General features: G+C 63.9%; 24 protein-coding genes. 18 read left to right on the top strand and 6 right to left on the bottom strand.

The features are described from left to right. Positions 1 to 12 precede the first annotated feature (12 nt). Complete coding sequence (locus tag LB535_RS03600) at positions 13 to 192, bottom strand: Flp family type IVb pilin (RefSeq protein ID WP_224631213.1); 180 nt, start codon at positions 190 to 192, stop codon at positions 13 to 15. A gap of 344 nt (positions 193 to 536) precedes the next feature. Between LB535_RS03600 and LB535_RS03605 the strand changes: the two genes are divergently transcribed. From LB535_RS03605 to LB535_RS03615, 3 genes are all read left to right on the top strand, one after another. After that, positions 537 to 959 (top strand): pilus assembly protein N-terminal domain-containing protein, encoded by a 423-nt coding sequence (locus tag LB535_RS03605; protein WP_140687731.1) that lies wholly within the window; start codon positions 537 to 539, stop codon positions 957 to 959. Between the two features lie 142 nt (positions 960 to 1,101). Next, entirely contained in the window at positions 1,102 to 1,695 is a 594-nt protein-coding gene (locus LB535_RS03610; RefSeq protein WP_411969521.1) for a TadE/TadG family type IV pilus assembly protein, read from the top strand. A 37-nt stretch (positions 1,696 to 1,732) separates the two neighbouring features. Beyond that, on the top strand, positions 1,733 to 2,350 hold the full coding sequence (locus tag LB535_RS03615) for a TadE/TadG family type IV pilus assembly protein (RefSeq protein ID WP_224523393.1): 618 nt from the start codon (positions 1,733 to 1,735) through the stop codon (positions 2,348 to 2,350). Between the two features lie 3 nt (positions 2,351 to 2,353). Here the strand turns inward: LB535_RS03615 and LB535_RS03620 are convergent, their stop codons facing one another. Further along, positions 2,354 to 3,292, bottom strand: a complete 939-nt coding sequence (locus tag LB535_RS03620; protein ID WP_224631214.1) for a phosphate/phosphite/phosphonate ABC transporter substrate-binding protein — start codon at positions 3,290 to 3,292, stop codon at positions 2,354 to 2,356. A gap of 134 nt (positions 3,293 to 3,426) precedes the next feature. Between LB535_RS03620 and LB535_RS03625 the strand changes: the two genes are divergently transcribed. From LB535_RS03625 to dnaA, 5 genes are all read left to right on the top strand, one after another. Then, the gene (locus LB535_RS03625; protein WP_224631215.1) at positions 3,427 to 4,665 is read left to right on the top strand and encodes a phosphopentomutase; all 1,239 of its coding nucleotides are present in this window, start codon (positions 3,427 to 3,429) and stop codon (positions 4,663 to 4,665) included. Further along, on the top strand, positions 4,658 to 5,548 hold the full coding sequence (gene mutM / locus LB535_RS03630) for a bifunctional DNA-formamidopyrimidine glycosylase/DNA-(apurinic or apyrimidinic site) lyase (RefSeq protein WP_224631216.1): 891 nt from the start codon (positions 4,658 to 4,660) through the stop codon (positions 5,546 to 5,548). Before LB535_RS03625 ends, mutM begins: the two co-directional genes overlap by 8 nt. Before the next feature lie 46 nt (positions 5,549 to 5,594). Beyond that, on the top strand, positions 5,595 to 6,368 hold the full coding sequence (locus LB535_RS03635; RefSeq protein WP_224631217.1) for an enoyl-CoA hydratase: 774 nt from the start codon (positions 5,595 to 5,597) through the stop codon (positions 6,366 to 6,368). A gap of 194 nt (positions 6,369 to 6,562) precedes the next feature. After that, complete coding sequence (gene rpsT, locus LB535_RS03640) at positions 6,563 to 6,829, top strand: 30S ribosomal protein S20 (protein ID WP_095765940.1); 267 nt, start codon at positions 6,563 to 6,565, stop codon at positions 6,827 to 6,829. Between the two features lie 844 nt (positions 6,830 to 7,673). Then, positions 7,674 to 9,221: a chromosomal replication initiator protein DnaA gene (dnaA, locus tag LB535_RS03645; RefSeq protein WP_095765941.1), complete on the top strand. Its 1,548-nt coding sequence runs from the start codon at positions 7,674 to 7,676 to the stop codon at positions 9,219 to 9,221. Here dnaA and LB535_RS03650 read toward each other — a convergent pair. Next, on the bottom strand, positions 9,205 to 9,423 hold the full coding sequence (locus LB535_RS03650; RefSeq protein WP_224631218.1) for a hypothetical protein: 219 nt from the start codon (positions 9,421 to 9,423) through the stop codon (positions 9,205 to 9,207). The two genes, dnaA and LB535_RS03650, sit on opposite strands and share 17 nt — an antisense overlap. Here LB535_RS03650 and dnaN point away from each other — a divergent pair. The 6 genes from dnaN to LB535_RS03680 all read left to right on the top strand — a co-directional run bounded on the left by dnaN (position 9,422) and on the right by LB535_RS03680 (position 14,784). Beyond that, a complete protein-coding gene (dnaN, locus tag LB535_RS03655) occupies positions 9,422 to 10,540 on the top strand; it encodes a DNA polymerase III subunit beta (RefSeq protein WP_095765942.1) in 1,119 nt (372 codons plus the stop codon). The genes LB535_RS03650 and dnaN overlap by 2 nt on opposite strands. A gap of 83 nt (positions 10,541 to 10,623) precedes the next feature. Then, a complete protein-coding gene (gene recF / locus LB535_RS03660; protein WP_224631219.1) occupies positions 10,624 to 11,784 on the top strand; it encodes a DNA replication/repair protein RecF in 1,161 nt (386 codons plus the stop codon). A 91-nt stretch (positions 11,785 to 11,875) separates the two neighbouring features. After that, positions 11,876 to 12,631: a molybdopterin-synthase adenylyltransferase MoeB gene (locus tag LB535_RS03665; protein ID WP_224631220.1), complete on the top strand. Its 756-nt coding sequence runs from the start codon at positions 11,876 to 11,878 to the stop codon at positions 12,629 to 12,631. Positions 12,632 to 12,635: 4 nt separating this feature from the next. Next, entirely contained in the window at positions 12,636 to 13,124 is a 489-nt protein-coding gene (locus LB535_RS03670; RefSeq protein ID WP_224631221.1) for a GNAT family N-acetyltransferase, read from the top strand. Then, positions 13,121 to 14,374 carry an aconitase X gene (locus LB535_RS03675; protein WP_224631222.1) on the top strand — a complete coding sequence of 418 codons (1,254 nt, stop codon included), beginning with the start codon at positions 13,121 to 13,123 and terminating at the stop codon, positions 14,372 to 14,374. Before LB535_RS03670 ends, LB535_RS03675 begins: the two co-directional genes overlap by 4 nt. After that, positions 14,371 to 14,784 carry an aconitase X swivel domain-containing protein gene (locus LB535_RS03680; protein ID WP_224631223.1) on the top strand — a complete coding sequence of 138 codons (414 nt, stop codon included), beginning with the start codon at positions 14,371 to 14,373 and terminating at the stop codon, positions 14,782 to 14,784. Before LB535_RS03675 ends, LB535_RS03680 begins: the two co-directional genes overlap by 4 nt. Positions 14,785 to 14,791: 7 nt before the next feature. Here the strand turns inward: LB535_RS03680 and LB535_RS03685 are convergent, their stop codons facing one another. After that, positions 14,792 to 15,793, bottom strand: a complete 1,002-nt coding sequence (locus tag LB535_RS03685) for a 2-hydroxyacid dehydrogenase (RefSeq protein WP_095765949.1) — start codon at positions 15,791 to 15,793, stop codon at positions 14,792 to 14,794. Positions 15,794 to 16,063: 270 nt separating this feature from the next. Here LB535_RS03685 and LB535_RS03690 point away from each other — a divergent pair, with 270 nt between their 5' ends. Next, the gene (locus LB535_RS03690; protein WP_095765950.1) at positions 16,064 to 16,621 is read left to right on the top strand and encodes an SH3 domain-containing protein; all 558 of its coding nucleotides are present in this window, start codon (positions 16,064 to 16,066) and stop codon (positions 16,619 to 16,621) included. Positions 16,622 to 16,761: 140 nt separating this feature from the next. On the opposite strand, the gene LB535_RS03695 is transcribed toward LB535_RS03690, so the two are convergent. Beyond that, complete coding sequence (locus LB535_RS03695; RefSeq protein ID WP_224603051.1) at positions 16,762 to 17,142, bottom strand: DUF4260 domain-containing protein; 381 nt, start codon at positions 17,140 to 17,142, stop codon at positions 16,762 to 16,764. 4 nt (positions 17,143 to 17,146) lie between these two features. Further along, positions 17,147 to 17,578 carry an iron response transcriptional regulator IrrA gene (irrA, locus tag LB535_RS03700; RefSeq protein WP_095766194.1) on the bottom strand — a complete coding sequence of 144 codons (432 nt, stop codon included), beginning with the start codon at positions 17,576 to 17,578 and terminating at the stop codon, positions 17,147 to 17,149. 248 nt (positions 17,579 to 17,826) lie between these two features. Between irrA and fabA the strand changes: the two genes are divergently transcribed. From fabA to fabI, 3 genes are all read left to right on the top strand, one after another. After that, on the top strand, positions 17,827 to 18,342 hold the full coding sequence (gene fabA / locus LB535_RS03705; RefSeq protein ID WP_095765952.1) for a 3-hydroxyacyl-[acyl-carrier-protein] dehydratase FabA: 516 nt from the start codon (positions 17,827 to 17,829) through the stop codon (positions 18,340 to 18,342). 115 nt (positions 18,343 to 18,457) lie between these two features. Then, on the top strand, positions 18,458 to 19,678 hold the full coding sequence (gene fabB / locus LB535_RS03710; protein ID WP_224630421.1) for a beta-ketoacyl-ACP synthase I: 1,221 nt from the start codon (positions 18,458 to 18,460) through the stop codon (positions 19,676 to 19,678). 30 nt (positions 19,679 to 19,708) lie between these two features. Further along, entirely contained in the window at positions 19,709 to 20,521 is an 813-nt protein-coding gene (fabI, locus tag LB535_RS03715; protein ID WP_224631224.1) for an enoyl-ACP reductase FabI, read from the top strand. Positions 20,522 to 20,556: the final 35 nt, after the last annotated feature.

The raw sequence follows: 20,556 nt of genomic DNA on the forward strand, positions 1-20,556 counted from the left end.
TACCGCAGCCTGTCACGGATTGCCGGCGCCGTTGAGGGTGGTGGCGATGTTGGCGAACTTGGCGTTCAGCGCGCTGCCGAGCTGGGTGGCGCCAACCATGATGGCAAGCGCGATGAGAGCGGCGATCAGACCGTATTCGATGGCGGTCGCGCCGGATTCGTCCTTCACGAAACGTGCGATGAGATTAGACATTCGAGAGCTCCTACTCCACGTGTTACAGCACTTCCGTCAACGTCTCTTCCGGGTTGATCGGATGGTGCAAATCTAGGGAGAAGCCGTTTCGATCGGCTTAATAAACAGCCTTACCGATTCCTTTCCGGTGGCGAACGCACTGCGTGGTTAACCGCGGCCTAAACATTGCCAGCCGGCCTGGACCCCCGGAAATCGGCGCTTGTGCAATATTCCTAAAACAGTAAGCGCCATGGACGCATGGCGCACCATGCAGGCGATCCTTAATCATGCGGGCCCGACTTAACCGTTGGTTCACCAATCTCGTTCATGTTCCGTTGAAGAATCTGCCTGCCGGGAGCGCTTCAATGACATTGTCGAGATCGCTGTTTCCAGTCGCCGCGCTGCTGGCAACTGCTGCCTTGGTCATGCCGGCCAGGGCCGGCGCCGGTATCGAAGTCACCATGAACCAGGCCAAGATCGTCAAATTGTCACGCGGGGCCGACACGGTCGTCATCGGCAACCCGGCAATCGCCGACGCCTCCGTGCAGGACGCCTCGACCATCGTTCTCACCGGCAAGGGCTTCGGTGTCACCAATCTGGTCGTGCTCGACTCGGAAGGCAGCCCGATCATCGACGAACAGGTGACCGTCGTGCGACAAGCCGCCTCCTCGGTGCGCATCTACCGACGCGCCGAAGTCCAGACCATGTCCTGCACGCCCTATTGCGAGAGCGCGTTCAAGAGCGAGGCCGAGAAAACTTCCGAAGCCGAAATGAGCGCCGGGCACTGAGCTCTGCGAGGGCGCGAACCCACGGGCATTAAAGACGGCTTAAAGCTTGCCCGACGAATTTAACGATCATCAAAACCGGAACTCAATGGGTTATCGCTAACCTTACCGCCGGTACCGCCAAGGGGATCGGCAGGAACGCAATATGAGCAAGGATGCCACATCCGGCAGCGGCCTGGACAACAAGGCGCGGGTCAAAGTCCGCCCCGGCTTCTTCAGCGACAGGCGCGGCAGCACGGCGATGGAATTCGCGATGCTCGCCATCCCGTTCGCGCTTCTCGTCTTCGCCATCCTCGAGAGCTGCATTTCGTTCGCCGGCCAGGAGGTGATGGCCAACGTCGCCGACGATGTCGCCCGCCAGCTGCGGACCGGGCAGTTGCAGAAGACGAACGTCACCGAAGCCTCCATCAAGCAGCTGATCTGCAGCAGGCTTGAGATCATGGTGGCCAAGGACTGCCCGGGATTGCTGGTGGATCTGCGCGAATATCCGAGTTTCGCCGACGCCGCCACGGCGGGCTTCAAGATCGTCAATGGCGATATCGTGCTGGTGCAAGGCACCAACTCAATGAATTTCACGGTGTCGCCCGGACTGGCGGAGTCCATCAACATGTTGCGGGTGTTTTACAAATGGCCGGTGATGACCGATTTCCTGGCCAAGTCGATGGCCAATCTGAAAGACGGCAACACACTGCATTTCGCTTCGGTGACCTGGCAGAACGAGCCGTTCGACGACAATTGAGACTGCTCGACGGCTAAGCCGCGGCGTGGAGGACGATATGCATAGTGCGGGGGCACTCCGGGGCATTTCGGCGAAGGTGAAGCAGTTTTGCCGCGATCGCCGCGGCATCGCGGCGATCGAGTTCGCGTTCATCGTGCCGGTGCTCCTGATCATGTATTTCATCACGATGGAGGCCTCGCAGGCCATCGAGACCGGCAAGAAGGTCAGCCGCATCGGCAGCATGGTCGCGGACCTCGTCACGCAGCAGCAGGCCGTCGTGAAGGCTAACCTCGATGCAATGATGAAGATCGGCATATCGACGCTTCGGCCCTACAATCGCTCGGATCCGACGATCATCATCACCGGCATACAGATATCCGACGAGGCATCGCCGACAGTGAAGGTGGCGTGGTCGCGCAAGCTGGTGGGCAACACCTACAGCGTCGATGCCAGTCCCGGCGACACCACGACCGTCCCTTCGACGCTGAAAATCCGCAACACTTTCCTGGTCCGCGTGGAAAGCGACCTCGGCTATGTGCCCGTCATCGCCTGGAGCGAGAACAACAACCAGCAGAAGGCGCTTGGACTGTTGTCGACCTTCAGCCACATAAACATGAGCGAGACCTACTATCTCCGGCCTCGCCGGAGCCCAACGATCCCCTGCAGCGATTGCTGACGGTCAGTCTCGGCCGTCGGATGCGTGCCGCACAATGGCCGTGGCCATAGCGTAATCCTTGGACGCCGCCGGCACGAAGCCACCGGAATGCGCCGCCTCCAGCAGATCGTATATGTCGGGCGTCTGGAACTTGAGATTGGTTAGGAAGACCGTCAGCCGGCGCTTTGCCTCGGGATCGAGATCGTTGCGGACGGCGTGCGGGCCGTAGCGCAAGAGGCCCGAGGTCCACAACACCCGAAGCGACGCCTGGGGGATGCCGGCAGCCTCCAGCCGCGCGACGGTGCCCTCGGAACGGGTGGACCGGCCATCGGTATCGGCCGGTTCCCAGCCGAATAGGGCGTCCGCTTCGCCGCCGGCGAGCATTGTCTCGGCCGTTGTGGCCGAAGCGGCGCGCTGCAGGAAGGGCGAGTCCCGCGCGATCTTGACGCCTTCGGCCCGCAGCGCCGCCAGCGGCAGCAGCGCGCCGCCGACGTTTTCGGCTGGCGCTATCGCGATCCGGTGCGAAGCCATGGCGGCAAGGTCCGCAAGCCGGCCGTCGCGCGTCACCAGGACGGAACGGATGCCGACGGCGCCGTCGGTATCGACCGGCGCCACCAGCGGCTCGACGCAGCCGCAGCGCTCCGAGGCCGTGGCATAGGCGAGAGCGGAATAGATCGCATATTGCACGCGCCCGCTCGCCTGCGCCTCGATCAGCGCCGCGTAGTCGCGCGCAACGACGAACTCGACCGTCATGCCGAGCGCATTGGCATAGGCGTCGGTCAGGCGCGCGAGCCCCGGGACGGTGTTGCCGCCGCCTGGTTCGGCAACGATGCCGATGCGGAACGTGCCGATGTCGCCACGCCAGTCGGCGCGTGCCGGCGAGGAGGCGGCACCTAAGGCCGCGAGAGCGGCCGCGCACATCTTCACGGCTTGCCTTGTCGCGGTTTTGCCGCGCCTTGCCATACCTGCCACGCTCCCGCCCCGCATCCGCGCCTCGCCGCAACTATGGCGCCAAGCCGTTGCGGTTTGGTTTCCGATTTGCCAACGCCGCCGGGGAACCTTATGTCTGGCGATCAAGGCTCACAATAAAGATACCCATGGCGCGCGCGTTCCTGTTCGTTCTCGATTCTTTCGGCATCGGCGGCGCGGCCGACGCCGAACGCTATGGCGATACCGGCGCCGACACGTTCAGGCATATTTTTCAGGCTTGCGCCGATGGTCGTGCCGATCGGCAAGGTTTGCGCAAAGGGCCGCTCGCCGTGCCCAACATGATGTCGCTCGGACTTGGCCGGGCGGCGCAAACCGCGACGGGACTGAAAACCGGTATCGACGCGCCGCCGGTCGCCTCGGTCTTTCATGGAGCCGCACAGGAAGTGTCGAGCGGCAAGGACACGCCCTCCGGCCACTGGGAGATCGCCGGCCTGCCGGTACGTTTCGATTGGGGCTATTTCCCCGATACGGTGCCCGCCTTTCCGGCCGACCTGACCGACGCCATCATCCGCGAGGGCAAGCTGCCGGGTATCCTAGGCAACTGCCATGCACCCGGAACCGAGATCATCGAGCGGCTCGGCGAAGAGCATATCCGCACCGGCAAGCCGATCTGCTACACGTCGGTCGATTCCGTGCTGCAGATCGCCGCGCATGAGACGCATTTCGGCCTGGAGCGGCTTTATGAGCTTTGCCTCACGGTGCGTCGGCTGGTCGAGCCGCTCAAGATCGGGCGGGTGATCGCTCGGCCATTCGTGGGCGAGACGCCGGCCACGTTCCAGCGCACCCACAATCGCCGCGATTATGCGGTGCCGCCGCCGGAGCCGACCCTGCTCGACCGGCTGACCGGGCGCGGCAACAAGGTCATCGCCGTCGGCAAGATCGGCGATATCTTCGCTCATCGCGGCATTTCGGAAGTGCGCAAGGCCGGCGGCAACATGGCAATGTTCGACAAGGCGCTCAGCGCGATGGACGATGCCGGCGACGGCGACCTGGTTTTTGCCAATTTTGTCGATTTCGATACCGAGTTCGGTCACCGGCGCGACGTCGCCGGCTATGCCGGAGCGCTCGAAGCGTTCGACCGCCGACTGCCGGAGGCGCTGTCGCGGATTAGGCCTGGCGACCTGCTTATCCTCACGGCCGATCATGGCAACGATCCGACCTGGCGCGGCACCGACCATACGCGCGAACGCATTCCGGTGATCGGTATCGGGCCGGGACTGACGGGCGGCGACATCGGGCTCAGGCCGACCTTCGCCGATATCGGCGAGACCGTCGCGGACCACCTCGGCCTGGCTGCCGGTCGCCACGGAACATCGTTCCTTGCGATGATAGGCGGCCATGCCTGAGCTGCCCGAAGTCGAGACCGTCCGGCGCGGGCTGCAGCCGGTCCTGGAAGGGGCGCGGCTCGTCGAGGTCAAGGCGCGCAGGGCCGACCTTCGCTTTCCTTTCCCCGAACGCTTTTCGGAACGGCTTGCCGGCAAGACCGTGACGGCGCTTGGCCGGCGCGCCAAATACCTGACGATGCATATCGAAAACGGTCCGGTTCTCATCTGCCATCTCGGCATGTCGGGGTCGTTCCGGATCGAAGCCGCGGAAAGCAGCGACGTCCCCGGCGCCTTCCACCACGACCGCTCGAAAAGCGTGGCGCACGACCATGTCGTGTTCGACGTCATCTCTCCGAGGGACGAGCGCTCCCGCGTCATCTTCAACGACCCGCGCCGCTTCGGCTTCATGCTGTTTGCCGAAGGAGCGCCGGACACGCATCCGATGCTGGCGGGGCTCGGCATCGAGCCAACTGGCAACGCGCTCGACGGTCCCCTGCTCGCCTCGCTGTTGAAGGGTCGCAGATCGCCCCTCAAGGCAGCGCTGCTCGACCAGCGGCTGATCGCCGGACTCGGCAACATATACGTGGCTGAGGCCTTGTGGCGCGCCGGCCTCTCGCCGCTGCGCGAAGCCGGCACCATCGCCGGGTCGGCCAAGAAGGCGAAAGAGCAAAGCGCGCGCCTTGCCGAAGCGATCCGCTCGGTCATCGCCGATGCGATCGCCGCCGGCGGCTCCTCGCTGCGCGACTATGTCCAGGCCGACGGATCGCTCGGCTATTTCCAGCATTCCTTCGCAGTCTACGATCGCGAGGGGGAACCATGCCCCAAGCCGGGCTGCCGCGGCCACATCGAGCGCATCGTGCAAAGCGGCCGCTCGACCTTCTATTGCCGGACCTGTCAGCGGTAAGCTAGGAACGTATCGATCGTCCCACTGCCGCGGAAGGAAGCGAATCATGGCCTATGAAACCGTTATCGTGGAAACACGCGGCAAGGTTGGGCTGATCACGCTGAACCGGCCCAAGGCGCTCAATGCGCTGAATTCGCAGGTCCTTGCGGAGGTCGTGGCGGCGGCGCGCGCGTTCGATGCCGATCCCGAGATCGGCGCGATGGTGCTTACAGGGTCGGAGAAGGCGTTTGCCGCCGGCGCCGATATCAAGGAAATGCAGGCGATGTCCTTCGCCGACGCCTACACGCAGGACTTCTTCGTCGGCTGGGAGGAATTCACGCGCACGCGCAAGCCCATCATCGCGGCGGTCGCGGGCTATGCGCTCGGCGGCGGCTGCGAATTGGCCATGATGTGCGATTTCATCATCGCCGGCGACAACGCCAAGTTCGGCCAGCCCGAAATCACGCTCGGCGTCATGCCGGGCATGGGCGGCTCGCAGCGGCTGACCCGATTCGTCGGCAAGTCGAAAGCGATGGACATGTGCCTGACCGGGCGGATGATGGACGCTGCCGAAGCCGAGCGCAGCGGACTTGTCTCGCGGGTGGTGCCGGTCGCCGAGCTTGCCGAGGAGGCGCTGAAGGCGGCGGCCAAGATCGCCGAGTTCTCGCTGCCGTCGGTCATGATGACCAAGGAGGCCGTCAACCGCGCCTACGAGACGACGCTCGCCGAAGGGCTGCGCTTCGAGCGCCGCCTGTTCCATTCGCTGTTCGCGCTCGACGATCAGAAGGAAGGCATGGCCGCGTTTGTGGAGAAGCGGAAGCCGAATTTCACCAACCGCTAGAGCATGATGCCGAATGACTGAAGGCGGGTCACGACGTGACGCGCTTCCAGTCTCCAAAAAGACCGCCAAGTGGCGTTGACGCGCCGGAAAAGCTGAACTATAAGCCGCACCAACCGAGGCGGCCTGTGGCTGCCCGTTTGTTTTTTGCGCCCTGCGGCACCCGCTGGCGCCCACCAGATCGGAAGAGAGGCATCATGGCCAACACGTCTTCGGCCAAAAAGGCAACGCGCAAGATCGCCCGCCGCGCGGCGATCAACAAGAACCGTCGCTCGCGTGTCCGCACCTATGTGCGCCAGGTCGAAGAGGCGCTGGCCGCCGGCGACAAGGCCGCGGCGGTGGCAGCCTTCAAGGCGGCGGAGCCTGAATTGATGCGCGCCGCCACCAAGGGCGTCGTTCACAAGAACACGGCTTCCCGCAAGGTTTCGCGGCTGGCCCAGCGGGTCAAGACGCTGTCGGCCTGACCGACTTAATCCTTACTCGCTCGATGTTGAACCCGGTCGCATAGACCGGGTTTTTTTCGTTTGCCGGCAAGTACTTAAAAAAATTGCTCGTGAGCAACGCTCGCGACGTGATTCCAACACCAGTAATGTTTTGCCGGCATATTCAACGCCGCTGACAGCGGAACGCCCTCCCCGCGGCAACTGCCTAAATTTGCCTGGCAAAAAATCCGCAGTCTTTTCATAGGCTTACAGCCGGTCGTCCACAGCTTGTTCAGCTCAAGGTCGAGCGGCGGGGGAGAAGTAGCTGTCAAGACAATTATTTCAGAATATTTCGTTTCGGGCGGCCTTTTTCATATTCGCCGGAAAAGGGTTTGAATCACAATGGCTTTGTCAAAACGTGCCGGCGCAGCTCCCGATTTTGAGCCCCGTCCGGTAACCAGATTCGTTAAAAAACCGTTAGATGTGGCCTTGCCCTATCCACAGCGATTTCGGTAATGTCCATCCATCGAAGGGACGGGCTCTAGCCCCTGACCCAGCCTGAATCGGCCAGCACAAAATGGCGGAATTCATGACGTGGAGCAATTCCGCGTACGGCTTGGTTTGTCTCTTCGGTGCGGGTAGGGGACTGGCGTAATTGTACATGGCAGTCGATGTCTCGCCGGCGTTTTCGCCGGAGGGTGAGGTATTGACTTGTCTTTGTCGGTGGCCGGCGTGCGGAGCCGGCAGCTGGTCCCTTGCGCGAGTTGCGACGATTGTTGCCGGCGGCGGCAATGGCATCGCGGCTGAATGAGGGTCGCCGGACCAAGGATGCAGGAGGCGCATCCCCGGCGGAAAAAGGGTACGAGAAGACAAAGGGACTTTGATCATGCAGAGCGGCATTGAAAGGGAGATAGCGGGCGAGCTCCCATTTCCAGCAACTTTTGTCGGAGGGGGCGACGTGGCGGTATCCAGCGACGCGGAACAGAAGTTCGAACGGGTCAAGGCCCAGCTGAAGGCGCGTCTTGGAGCCGAGGTCTATTCGAGCTGGTTCGGTCGCATGAAGGTCGCCGAGGCTTCCCGCGGCGTCGTTCGCATCTCCGTGCCTACAGCCTTCCTGCGGTCCTGGATCAACGGCCATTACCTCGAGCTTATCGCGGAGCTGTGGCGGCATGAGGATGCGGACGTCCTCAAGATCGAGATCGTCGTGCGCACCGCAACGCGCCAGGGGCGCAATCCTGTCGAGCCCGAGATCGCGCCGGCGCGCAAGATGACCAAGCAGACGCATACCGCGCTTGCCAACGGCACCGCGAGCGCCGGGCGTGTGGAGCAACGGGCGCCGGCGCCCCGCCAGGGTGTGTCAGCGGAACCGGAGTTCCGCCACAATGTGTTGGGGTCGCCGCTTGACCCGCGTTACACATTCTCCTCCTTCATCGAAGGGCCGTCGAACAGGGTGGCCTTCGCAGCGGCCAGGGCGGTGGCGGAATCGCAGTCCAGCGCGGTACGTTTCAACCCGCTTTTCCTGCACGCGACCGTCGGGCTCGGGAAGACGCATCTCCTGCAAGCGATCGCCGCGGAATCGCTGCGGCAAAACCCGAAGTCGCGCGTCGTCTACCTGACGGCGGAATATTTCATGTGGCGCTTCGCCACCGCGATCCGCGACAACAACGCGCTGACGCTGAAGGAGCAGCTGCGCGATATCGATCTCTTGATCATCGACGACATGCAGTTCCTGCAGGGCAAGTCGATCCAGCACGAATTCTGCCATCTCATCAACATGCTGCTCGACAGCGCCAAGCAGGTGGTGGTCGCGGCCGACCGGCCGCCCTCGGAACTGGAATCGCTGGAGCCGCGCGTGCGTTCGCGCCTCAATGGCGGCGTGGCGCTGGAGATGTCGGCGCCGGATTTCGCCATGCGGCTCGGCATGCTGAAACTGCGCCGCGCCAGCACCAAGACCGATGACACCTCGCTCGACATCTCGGACGAGATCCTGGAGCATGTCGCGCGCACGGTGACCGGCAGCGGGCGCGAGCTCGAAGGCGCCTTCAACCAGCTTCTGTTCCGCCAGTCCTTCGAGCCGCAGATCACTATCGACCGCATCGACGAGATCCTCGGCCACATCTACCGCTCCGGCGAGCCGAAGCGGGTGCGCATCGAGGACATCCAGCGCATCGTGGCGCGCCACTACAACGTGTCGAAGACCGAGCTTCTGTCCAATCGGCGCACGCGCACGATCGTCAAGCCGCGGCAAGTTGCGATGTATCTGTCGAAAGTGATGACACCGCGCTCATTGCCGGAGATCGGGCGGCGGTTCGGCGGCCGCGACCACACGACCGTGCTGCATGCCGTGCGCAAGATCGAGGACCTTTCGGGCGGGGACAACACGCTGGCGCAGGAACTGGAACTGCTCAGAAGGCTGATCAACGACCAGGCCTGAAGGAGCGCACAAACAGCCGGCGGCACGCTTCGCCGGCTTTATCCCCAGAAAGCCCGCGCCGCCGGTCGGAACCGGCGCCGCGGGCTTGCGTTTGCAGGCTTTTTACTGTCAGCTTACACAGATTCTGAAAGCCTTTTAGAGCTTTCACGGGATGCCGCCTGCCGGTGACCTGTTCATTCTTGAAGCGAGCCTGTTTCGTCATGCGTGTTATCCTGGAACGGTCAAATCTCTTGAAGTCGCTCAACCACGTCCACCGCGTGGTCGAGCGGCGCAACACCATACCGATCCTGTCCAACGTGCTGCTCAGCGCCGAGGGCGCCAGCCTCGAGATGAAGGCGACCGACCTCGACCTCGAAGTGACGGAGGCAACGCCCGCCAAAGTCGAGCGCGGCGGCGCGACGACAGTGCCGGCGCATCTGCTCTATGACATCGTGCGCAAGCTTTCCGACGGCGCGGAGGTGATGCTGAAGACGGACGAGGACGGCAATGCGATGACCGTCACCTCCGGCCGTTCGAGCTTCCGCCTGCAGTGCTTGCCGCAATCCGACTTCCCGGAGCTTTCGGCCGGTTCGTTCTCGCATATCTTCCGGCTGGAATCGGCGGCGCTCAAAGGGCTGATCGACAAGACGCAGTTCGCCATCTCCACCGAAGAGACGCGCTATTATCTCAATGGCATCTTCCTGCACACGCATGAGGTCGGCGGCAAATTGAAACTGCGCTCGGTGGCGACCGACGGGCATCGCCTGGCGCGGGCCGAGATCGACGCGCCGGCAGGCTCCGAAGGCATGCCCGGCATCATCATTCCGCGCAAGACGGTGAGCGAGCTGCAGAAGCTGGTCGACGATCCCGATGTGGCGGTGACCACGGAGCTGTCGGACACCAAGATCCGCTTCACGATCGGCAGTGTGGTTTTGACCTCGAAGCTGATCGACGGCACTTTCCCCGATTATCAGCGTGTCATCCCGACCGGCAACGACAAGAAGCTGATCATCGACCGCCAGAGCTTCGCCGCGGCGGTGGACCGCGTTTCGACCATTTCCTCCGAGCGCGGCCGGGCGGTGAAGCTTTCGATCAATGACGGCCAGGTCACCTTAGCCGTCAACAACCCCGACTCGGGCAGCGCCACCGAGGAACTGGCGGCCGACTATTCTTCGGACCCGATCGAGATCGGCTTCAACGCCAAATATCTGCTCGACGTCGCGGCCCAGCTCACCGGCACGGAGGCGAAATTCATGCTGGCCGATGCCGGCTCGCCGACGCTGATCCACGACATGGCCGACGAGACCGCGCTCTACGTGCTGATGCCGATGCGGGTCTAGGCTCAGTCACCTTGACGCAATTCCGGACGGAAAACCGCTGTGCACTTTTCCTGGAATTGCTCTGACGGACCTGATGTGTCGCCGTGAACTCGGATGCGAAACAGCTTCGGCAGCAAAGCTATATAAGTAAGCTTATACTTACGAATTTTCGCAATTACGCGACGCTGTCGCTCGAGCTCGCGCCCGGCGCGGTGGTGCTGTCAGGCGACAATGGCGCCGGCAAGACCAATCTCTTGGAAGCGATCTCGTTCCTGACGCCCGGCCGCGGCCTGCGCCGCGCGCCCTATGGCGATGTGGCGCGCGAAGGCGGCGATGGCGGCTTCGCCTTGCATGCGCGCATTGAGGGGCCGGGAGGCCAGGTCGAGATCGGCACCGGAATTTCCGGCGGAGACGCCGCCGGCGAAGGCGGCAGGAAGGTACGGATCAACGGCGCGCCGGCGCGATCGACCGAGGATATGCTGGAATGGCTGCGGGTCGTGTGGCTGACGCCGGCGATGGACGGGCTGTTTCCAGGGCCGGCGGCGGACCGCCGCCGCTTCCTCGACCGGCTGGTGCTGGCGATCGATCCCGGGCATGGCCAGCGCGCGCTCGATTATGAGAAAGCCATGCGCGGCCGTAACCGCCTGCTTACCGAAGGCTCCCGCGACGGCGCCTGGTTCGACGCGATCGAGACGCAGATGGCCGAGACCGGGGTGGCGATCGCCGCGGCGCGGGCCGAGCTGATAAGGCTGCTTGCCGCCATGATCGACAGATTGCCGGGCAGCGGACCGTTTCCGCAGGCTGACATCAGCCTTGCCGGCGACCTGGAGAGCGAGGTCGCCGTCGCGCCGGCCGTCGATGTCGAGGAGCGCTTCCGCCGCGCGCTTGCCAATGGCCGCGAGCGCGATCGCGCCGCCGGCCGCACGCTGGACGGCCCGCATCGTTCCGATCTCGTGGTGCGGCACCGGCCGAAGTCGATGCCGGCCGAGCTTTGCTCGACCGGCGAGCAGAAGGCGCTGCTGGTCGGCATCGTGCTATCGCATGCCAGGCTGACCGGCGAGATGTCGGGACTGACGCCGATCCTTCTGCTGGACGAGATCGCCGCGCATCTCGACGCGGGCCGGCGCGCGGCGCTGTTCTCCATCCTGGAAGAGCTGAACTGCCAGGCCTTCATGACTGGCACCGATGCCGCCCTATTCTCCAGCCTTGCCGGCCGCGCGCAGTTCCTGACCGTCGAGCACGGCAACGTCGAGCCGACCGGCTGACCTTTGAAGCGAGTTCTGCACCTGCGTATATGCGACAAGGCCGCGCCTTGCGCTTACTGACAAGGCCTCGCCACGGCGATATGGTCCAGCCATGACCGACGCCGCCCTCACCGACGAAGAGCTCGAACGCTACGCCCGCCATATCGTGCTGCCGGAGATCGGCGGGCCGGGCCAACAGAAGCTGAAACGGGCACGGGTGCTGGTGATCGGTGCCGGCGGGCTCGGCGCGCCGGTGCTCGAATATCTTGCCGCCGCCGGCGTCGGCACGCTCGGCGTCGTCGATGACGACACCGTCTCCTTGTCCAACCTGCAACGGCAGGTGATCCATGGCAGCGACAGGGTCGGCATGGCCAAGACCGACAGCGCACGGGAAGCGATCATGCGCATCAATCCCAACGTCACGGTGGAATCGCACCGCCTGAGGTTGACGGAGGAGAATGCCCCTGCCCTCGTCGCCGGCTACGATATCGTCGTCGACGGCTCCGATAATTTCGAAACGCGCTACGCCGTCGCCGATGCCTGCGCGGGCGAGAAGAAACCCCTCGTCACGGCGGCCGTCGGGCGCTTCGACGGCTCGGTGACGGTGCTGAAGCCGTTCGAGGCTGGCGCCGACGGCAAGCGCAATCCAAGCTATCGCGACCTGTTTCCGGAAGCCCCGCCCGAAGGGCTGGTGCCGTCCTGCGCCGTCGCCGGCATCGTCGGCGCGCTGACGGGCGTCATCGGCACGCTGGAGGCGATGGAGGCGATCAAGCTGATCGCTGGCATAGGCGAGCCGCTGATCGGCCGGCTGCTGCTCTATGACGGGCTGACGGCCCGCTTCGACACTATCCGCTACAAGGCCGTCTGAACGCATGGACCAGAACGTCGGCATCTCCATAACCGGCCTTCCAGCGGATTTCGATCGGTGGGACGACCTCCTCGCGCTGATCCGGCGCGCCTTCGCCTACATGGACGGCGTCATCGACCCGCCCTCCTCGGCGCATCTTTTGACCGCCGAGGCGCTTGCCGCGAAGGCGAAGCGGGAGACGGGGTTTCTGGCCGTCGAGAACGGCCGCATCGTCGGCTGTGTCTTCGCCCTGGAACGGTCGCGGGATTTCTATGTCGGCAAGCTGGCGGTCGAGCCACGGCTGCAGGGCCAAGGCATCGGAACCCGGCTGATGCGGGCGGTGGAGAATCTTGCCCGCAAGCGCGGCATGGACGCCATCGAGCTTCAGACCCGTATCGAACTGACCGCAAACCATGCAGCCTTCACCCAGCTCGGCTTCCGTGAGACCGAGCGCACGGCGCATGCGGGCTATGACAGGCCGACCTCCATCACCATGCGCAAGGTGCTGTCTTGAGCCTGGTCCTCAGCCCGGAAGAACGGGCGATCGCCGCCGGCCGGGACGGCGTGGGCATGGCGATGCGCATCGTCGCCGAAAGCGCTCGCCTGCTCGGCGCGCCGCGACTGATCCCGATCGTCTCCACGCATATCGATGGCGCTCTGTATCACGGCGATTCCGGCACGCTGTTCGCTGAAAAACTGGTCGAAGGTGGTGCGAAGGTCGCGGTGCGCTCGACGCTCAATGTCGGGGCGCTCGACCTGATGGGTTGCTCGCGCATCCGCCTCGAGGAGCCGCAGCGTGGCATGGCGCGGCGGATGATGGAGGCCTATCGCAAGCTGGGCTGCGAGCAGAGCTGGACCTGCGCCCCGTACCAGGCCGGACACAGGCCCGCGCTCGGCAGCGACGTCGCCTGGGGGGAGTCCAACGCGGTCGTCTTCTGCAATTCGGTGCTGGGCGCGCGCACCAACCGCTATGGCGATTTCCTGGACATTGCCTGCGCCATCACTGCCAGAGCGCCTGACTACGGCCTGCATCGGACGGAGAACCGCCGAGCGCGGCTCATTTTCGATGTCTCGGGCCTGTCGCCGTCCTTCCTTGCCTCGGAGATCGCCTGGCCGGTGCTGGGCAGCCTCTATGGCCGCGAGGTGGGCAACGCCATCGCCATCGTTACCGGCGTGACGGATAATCCCGGCGAAGACGCGCTGAAAGCCTTCGGCGCGGCGGCCGCATCGTCCGGTGCGGTCGGCCTGTTCCACATTGCCGGCGTGACGCCCGAGGCTCCCGACGCCGAAGCCATTCTGGCCGGGCCGGAGCCGGAAACGGTGATCCGCGTGACGCCCGCCATGGTGGCGACGGCCCGTGCCGGCCTGTCGACCACGGCCGCGACCAAGACCATCGATGCGGTGGCGATCGGCAGCCCGCATCTGTCGCACGCGGAGTTCGACTACCTGGAGCGGCTGATCGCCGGACGGCGGCTCGCGGTGCCGATCTACGCCTGCACCGGTCGCCATGCGCTTGCCCTGCTGGAGCAGAACGGCCGGCGGAAGCGGCTTGAAGCCAGCGGCGTCGTTGTCGTCGCCGACACCTGCGTGGTGGTGACGCCGATCATGCCGGACCTTGCCGGCGGCGTTTTGATGACCAATTCGGGCAAGTTCGCGCATTACGCGCCGGGCAACACCGGCTATGCGGTGCTCTACGCCTCGCTCGCCGACTGCGTCGAAAGCGCGGTCCTCGGCAAGCCGGTCTTCACGGATATCGCGGCATGAGCGCGAGGGCCGAAATCCTGGTGCCGGGCAAGGCGGGCGAAGGCGACGCGCTGGTGCTGACGGCGCCGATCAGCTTCTGGGGCGGCGTCGACCCCAGGACCGGGCGTATCGCCGACGTTCGCCACCCGCAGCATGGCGAAGTCATCGCCGGCCGGGTTCTGTTCCTGCCGGGCACGATCGGCTCGTCATCCGCTTCGGCGGTGCTGATGGAGCTTGTCCACAACGGCCGCGCACCGGCCGCCCTGGTGCTGCACGAGCCGGACGCCATCCTGCTGCTCGGCCTGATCGTAGCCCGGGAAATGGGCTGGGAAACGCCGATGGCGGTGAGGCTCGAACGCGGCGCGTTCGACAGCTACCGCGGAGCCGCCGTCACGGTCGCTTCGGACGGCGCAGTGACCGCCGCCGTCTAAAGCTTTCTTAGGTCCTGAGCGGCAGGACACGATCCGGCGGACGGTGGCCATCGAAGAAGGCGCGGATGTTGATGATCACCTTCTCGCCCATGTCGATGCGGCCCTCGAGCGTGGCCGAGCCCATATGCGGCAACAGCACCACCTTGCCCTTGGCGGCGAGCTTCAACAGCTTGCTATTCAGCGCCGGCTCATGCTCGTAGACGTCGAGGCCGGCGCCGGCGATCTTGCCGTCATGGATGAGCTTGATCAGCGATTCCTCGTCGATGATATCGCCGCGCGCGGTGTTGACGAGGTAGGCCGAAGGCTGCATCAGCGCGAGCCGACGGCCGGACAAAAGGTGGAACGTCGCCGGCGTCGAGGGGCAGTTGACCGAGATGATGTCCATGCGGGCCAGCATCTGGTCGAGGCTTTCCCAGTAGGTCGCCTCCAGTTCTTCCTCGACCGCCGGCAGCACGCGGTGCCGGTTGTGATAGTGAATCGATAGGCCGAAGGCCTTGGCCCGCCTGGCGACCGCCGTGCCGATGCGGCCCATGCCGACGATGCCGAGACGTTTGCCCCAGATGCGCCGGCCGAGCATCCAGGTCGGCGACCAGCCGGCCCATTTCTTCTCGCCCGTCAGCACATTGGCGCCTTCGGCGAGCCTGCGCGGCACGGCGAGCATCAGCGCCATGGTCATGTCGGCGGTGTCTTCGGTGAGCACGTTCGGCGTGTTGGTGACGGTGATGCCTTTCTTGGCGGCCGCCGCGACGTCGATCTTGTCGACACCGTTGCCGAAATTCGCGATCAGCTTGAGGTTCTCGCCGGCCTGGGCGATCAGCGCGGCATCGATATGGTCGGTGATGGTGGGAACCAGCACATCGGCTTCCTTGACCGCTGCGACCAGCTCCGGCTGCGTCATCGGCCGGTCCTCGACATTCAGCCTTGCGTCGAACAGCTCGCGCATGCGCGTTTCGACCGGATCGGGCAGCTTGCGCGTGATGACGACGAGGGGCCGTTTTTTGCCTGCCATTTTATCCCCGAAGCTTCTTCGATCAGGATGACGTTTCGTCGAATCGTCATCCTGATCCTACTCTTTGTAGGAGCATGATCTTTTCCGAAAACCGGTTCCCACTTTTCGGGATCATGCTCTCGAAACCGATCTCGTTGAGACCTCTTTAACCAAGACCGGCGAAACTTGCAGCCAGTCGCGGCATCAGTCTACTCCTGTAACAAGCGGTGCCGCCGAAGACAAAGAAAAAGGGGCGCTCATCCGCACGGACCGGCGCCGAAAGGAACGAAAGTGTCTGGTTTCGCGTCGCTTCGCCTGGCCTTCAGTGCAGCCATTCTTGGCGCCCTGCTTTGCGCGCCGCAGGCATTCGCGCAAAGCGCGGCCGCGCCGGCGCAAACCATAACGCTTGGCCCGAGCGGGCTGCCGCTGCCGCGTTTCGTCAGCCTCAAGCCGGCCCGGGTCAACTCGCGCGTCGGCCCCGGCGCCAATTATTCCGTCAACTGGATGTATCTGAAGGCCGGCCTGCCGATGGAAGTCATCCAGGAATTCGACACATGGCGCCGCGTGCGCGATGCCGACGGCTCGGAAGGCTGGATCAACCAGTCGCTGCTCTCCGGCCGCCGCACCGCGATCGTTGCGCCCTGGCAGCGCGGCAAGGGCGGGCGAATCAACCTTCTCGACGAGCCCGACAAGGATGCGGGTGTCATCGCCATCATCGAGCCGGGCGTGATCGGCTCGATCAAGAAATGCGATGGTCAATGGTGCGAGATGACCTTCGACGGCCATACCGGCTGGATGGCGCAGTCGCAGGTGTGGGGCGCCTATCCCGGCGAGAAGGTCAAGAACTAGGCTGTGTCGATATTCAGGTGAGGCCGGTCTGCGAATGCCGGCTTTCTGCGCTTCCGGTGCTCACGTACTTTAAGTACGCTCCGCTCCGGTTCTCGAAAACCGCCATTCTCGACTTGGCCTGACCTGAATCTCAACACAGCCTAACTGGACACACCGTCCTGCTGGCGGCCGATGCGGCCGAGATGCGTATCCTGAAAACCGGTGGGCAGCTTGAGGCCGTAGCCGAGGGCACGGTCGATGGCGATGTGCGCGATCCAGATGAGCGCCACGGCGGTCGTGATCGGGCCGGCGAGCAACGCGCCCGCAAGCAGAAGCACGAGCGGGGCAATCAGGATATGCAAGGCGTTGTAGGTGACGGCGCCGACGCTTGGCCCGGCGAGATAGCCCAGCATCGACAGGTCCGGCGCAAGGATGAGCAGCGCAAACAGCCACCAGGAAAAACCGGAGATCGCATAGCAAACGATAGCCAACGCGGCGACGGTGGCCCATTCAAACCGGACAATCAAATCGACGGGCCGCACGGGGTCAGTTGCCGCGCTTCGGGCGAAGCCTCACGACGATGTCCACATTGGCGATCTCCATGCCTTCCGGAGGCGCCGGCAGGTTGGAGACGGTCACCGGTCCGCTTTCGATATCGAAAATCCGGTTCTCGCCCTCGACGTAGAAGTGATGGTGGTCGGAGGTGTTGGTGTCGAAATAGGTTTTCGAACCTTCGACCGCCAGGATGCGCAGCAGTCCGGCCTGGGTGAACTGGTGGAGCGCGTTATAGACCGTCGCCAGCGAAACCGGCACGCCGGCGGCGATCGCCTCTTCGTGCAGTTCCTCGGCCGAAAGGTGGCGGTCGCCCTTGGCGAAAAGCAGGTCGGCCAGCGCAATGCGCTGGCGCGTCGGCCTCAGGCCGGCTTCGCGAACCCGCTTGTCCACAGCGACATTTTCCTTCCTGTAGCCCGAATCCATCTCTTCGCGTCGAAGCTTTGCTGCCCAGCCACCAACAGGTCCAGAATGGCAAAAAAACGTCAAAAGCCAAAACCGGACATCAGCCGACATATATTCTGTAGTCCGAATGCGATCAATAGCGCGCATTGACCCGGGCAGGCGCACGGGTTAAGCGCAAACGCCGGTTTCCGGCCGCAAACAGAGTGTGTTAGGAAACCAACGAGAAGGGCGCCCTGCCGCCCGCGAAGGAACACGGGGACAGAAATTTGATGGCGGGTCAAAAGTCCAGCTACGATTACGAGGAACTGCTTGCCTGCGCCCGCGGTGACCTGTTCGGGCCAGGCAATGCCCAACTGCCCTACCCACCGATGCTGATGTTCGACCGCATAACCGAGATCAGCGAGACCGGCGGCGCTTTCGACAAGGGCTTCATCCGGGCCGAGTTCGACATCAAGCCGGACCTGTGGTTCTTCGCCTGCCATTTCATCGGCAACCCGATCATGCCGGGCTGCCTCGGCCTCGACGCCATGTGGCAGTTGACCGGCTTCTATCTCGGCTGGCTGGGCGAACCGGGCAAGGGCATGGCGCTTTCGACGGGCGAGGTGAAGTTCAAGGGCATGGTGACGCCGTCGGTGAAGAAGGTCGAATATGGCATCGACTTCAAGCGCGTGATGCGCGGCCGCCTGGTGCTCGGCATCGCCGATGGGTGGCTCAAGGCGGATGGCGAACCCATATATGCGGCTACGGATCTGAAGGTCGGCCTGTCCAAGCAGCCGGCCGCCTGACCGTTTTCCGCCACGGCGCCCGCGTAGCCAACGGATGCCACGTCAGTTTGTTTGCGTATGATCAAGGGCGAAGTCGGCTAGGTCTTTCGCCCGAATACGCGGGAAGGAGTTGCGAATGAGACGGGTCGTAGTGACAGGGCTCGGCATTGTGTCGTCGATCGGCAACAATGCCAATGAGGTGCAGAGCTCGCTTTACGATGCCAAATCAGGCATCAGCTTTTCCAATTCCTTCGCCGAACACGGCTTCCGCTGCCAGGTCTGGGGCGCGCCGACGCTCGATCCCACCCCGATGATCGACCGCCGCGCCATGCGCTTCCTGAGCCAGGGCGCCGCCTGGAATCACGTCGCCATGGACCAGGCGATCGCCGATGCCGGCTTAAGCGAAGGCGACATCACCAATGAGCGGACCGGCATCGTGATGGGTTCCGGCGGGCCCTCGACCCGCACCATCGTCGAAGCGGCCGAAACCACGATCAAGAACAACAGCCCCAAGCGTATCGGCCCGTTCGCCGTGCCGAAAGCCATGTCATCGACGGCGTCGGCCACCTTGGCCACATGGTTCAAGATCCACGGCGTCAATTATTCGATCTCGTCGGCCTGCTCGACCTCCGCGCATTGCATAGGCAATGCCTATGAGCTCATCCAGTGGGGCAAGCAGGACGTGATGTTTGCCGGCGGCCACGAGGACCTTGACTGGACCATGTCTGACCTGTTCGACGCCATGGGCGCCATGTCGTCGAAGTTCAACGACAACGCATCGGCCGCTTCGCGCGCCTATGACGCCAACCGCGACGGTTTCGTCATCGCCGGCGGCGCCGGCGTGCTGGTGCTGGAGGAACTGGAGCACGCCAAGGCGCGCGGCGCCAAGATCTACGCCGAGGTCGTCGGGTACGGCGCGACTTCCGACGGCTACGACATGGTCGCACCTTCGGGGGAAGGCGCGATCCGCTGCATGCGCCAGGCGCTTGCCACGGTGTCTTCGCCGGTTGACTACATCAACACCCACGGCACATCGACGCCGGTCGGCGATTCCAAGGAAATGGGCGCCATCCGCGAGGTGTTCGGCGACAAGATGCCTTATATCACCTCGACCAAGTCGCTCACCGGCCATTCGCTGGGTGCGGCCGGCGTGCAGGAATCGATCTATTCGATTCTGATGATGCAGGGCGGCTTCATCGGCGAGAGCGCCCATATCGAGGAGCTCGATCCGGAATTCGAGGGCATGCCGATCGTGCGCAAGCGTATCGACGACGCCAGGATCGACACCGTCCTGTCCAACTCCTTCGGTTTCGGCGGCACCAACGCAACGCTGATTTTCCAGCGCTATTCCGCATAAGACCAGCGTTTTTCATAAGGATTGCCAGGCATGGAAGGGTTGATGAAGGGCAAGCGCGGGCTTGTCATGGGTGTTGCCAACGACCATTCGATTGCCTGGGGCATCGCCAAGAAGCTGTCGGAACACGGGGCCGAGCTCGCTTTCACCTATCAGGGCGACGCCTTCGGGCGGCGGGTCAAGCCGCTGGCCGAGAAAGTGGGAGCCTCGCTGATCGTGCCTTGCGATGTCGAGGACAGCGCCTCGGTCAGCGCGACCTTCGAGACCCTCGGCAAGGCCTGGGGCGGGCTGGATTTCGTGGTGCACGCCATCGGCTTTTCCGACAAGAACGAGCTGAAGGGCCTTTATGCCGACACCAGCCGCGACAACTTCGTGCGCACCATGGTGATCTCCTGCTATTCCTTCACCGAGATCGCCCGCAACGCCGCCGCGTTGATGGGCAATGGCGGCTCGATGATCACGCTCACCTATGCCGGCTCGGTCAGGGTGATGCCGAACTACAACGTCATGGGCGTCGCCAAGGCCGGGCTGGAAGCCAGCGTGCGCTACCTGGCCAACGACTACGGCCCGCGCGGCATCAGGGTGAACGGCATCTCGGCCGGGCCTGTTCGGACGCTGGCCGGCTCCGGCGTGTCCGATGCCCGCCACATGTTCTCCTACCAGCAGCGCAATTCGCCTTTGCGGCGCACCGTGACCATCGACGAAGTCGGCGGCTCGGCGCTTTACCTGCTTTCCGATCTGTCGTCGGGCGTCACCGGTGAAATCCACTATGTCGATTCCGGCTATCACATCGTCTCGATGCCGGCACTGGAGGAATTGAAGCAGAACGACGGCACGCGGGAATAGTTCGCGGCGGCGACAGTTGCGCTCCAGTAAAATTG

The organism is Mesorhizobium sp. CA10 (assembly GCF_020165285.1).
Lineage (GTDB): Bacteria > Pseudomonadota > Alphaproteobacteria > Rhizobiales > Rhizobiaceae > Mesorhizobium.

Bases quoted from the DNA above. Each gene is read 5' to 3' on its own strand.
- LB535_RS03600 (WP_224631213.1), bottom strand. From the start codon at position 192: ATGTCTAATCTCATCGCACGTTTCGTGAAGGACGAATCCGGCGCGACC.
- LB535_RS03605 (WP_140687731.1), top strand. From the start codon at position 537: ATGACATTGTCGAGATCGCTGTTTCCAGTCGCCGCGCTGCTGGCAACT.
- LB535_RS03610 (WP_411969521.1), top strand. From the start codon at position 1,102: ATGAGCAAGGATGCCACATCCGGCAGCGGCCTGGACAACAAGGCGCGG.
- LB535_RS03615 (WP_224523393.1), top strand. From the start codon at position 1,733: ATGCATAGTGCGGGGGCACTCCGGGGCATTTCGGCGAAGGTGAAGCAG.
- LB535_RS03620 (WP_224631214.1), bottom strand. From the start codon at position 3,292: ATGGCAAGGCGCGGCAAAACCGCGACAAGGCAAGCCGTGAAGATGTGC.
- LB535_RS03625 (WP_224631215.1), top strand. From the start codon at position 3,427: ATGGCGCGCGCGTTCCTGTTCGTTCTCGATTCTTTCGGCATCGGCGGC.
- mutM (WP_224631216.1), top strand. From the start codon at position 4,658: ATGCCTGAGCTGCCCGAAGTCGAGACCGTCCGGCGCGGGCTGCAGCCG.
- LB535_RS03635 (WP_224631217.1), top strand. From the start codon at position 5,595: ATGGCCTATGAAACCGTTATCGTGGAAACACGCGGCAAGGTTGGGCTG.
- rpsT (WP_095765940.1), top strand. From the start codon at position 6,563: ATGGCCAACACGTCTTCGGCCAAAAAGGCAACGCGCAAGATCGCCCGC.
- dnaA (WP_095765941.1), top strand. From the start codon at position 7,674: ATGCAGAGCGGCATTGAAAGGGAGATAGCGGGCGAGCTCCCATTTCCA.
- dnaN (WP_095765942.1), top strand. From the start codon at position 9,422: ATGCGTGTTATCCTGGAACGGTCAAATCTCTTGAAGTCGCTCAACCAC.
- LB535_RS03650 (WP_224631218.1), bottom strand. From the start codon at position 9,423: ATGACGAAACAGGCTCGCTTCAAGAATGAACAGGTCACCGGCAGGCGG.
- LB535_RS03665 (WP_224631220.1), top strand. From the start codon at position 11,876: ATGACCGACGCCGCCCTCACCGACGAAGAGCTCGAACGCTACGCCCGC.
- LB535_RS03670 (WP_224631221.1), top strand. From the start codon at position 12,636: ATGGACCAGAACGTCGGCATCTCCATAACCGGCCTTCCAGCGGATTTC.
- LB535_RS03680 (WP_224631223.1), top strand. From the start codon at position 14,371: ATGAGCGCGAGGGCCGAAATCCTGGTGCCGGGCAAGGCGGGCGAAGGC.
- LB535_RS03685 (WP_095765949.1), bottom strand. From the start codon at position 15,793: ATGGCAGGCAAAAAACGGCCCCTCGTCGTCATCACGCGCAAGCTGCCC.
- irrA (WP_095766194.1), bottom strand. From the start codon at position 17,578: ATGGATTCGGGCTACAGGAAGGAAAATGTCGCTGTGGACAAGCGGGTT.
- fabA (WP_095765952.1), top strand. From the start codon at position 17,827: ATGGCGGGTCAAAAGTCCAGCTACGATTACGAGGAACTGCTTGCCTGC.
- fabB (WP_224630421.1), top strand. From the start codon at position 18,458: ATGAGACGGGTCGTAGTGACAGGGCTCGGCATTGTGTCGTCGATCGGC.
- fabI (WP_224631224.1), top strand. From the start codon at position 19,709: ATGGAAGGGTTGATGAAGGGCAAGCGCGGGCTTGTCATGGGTGTTGCC.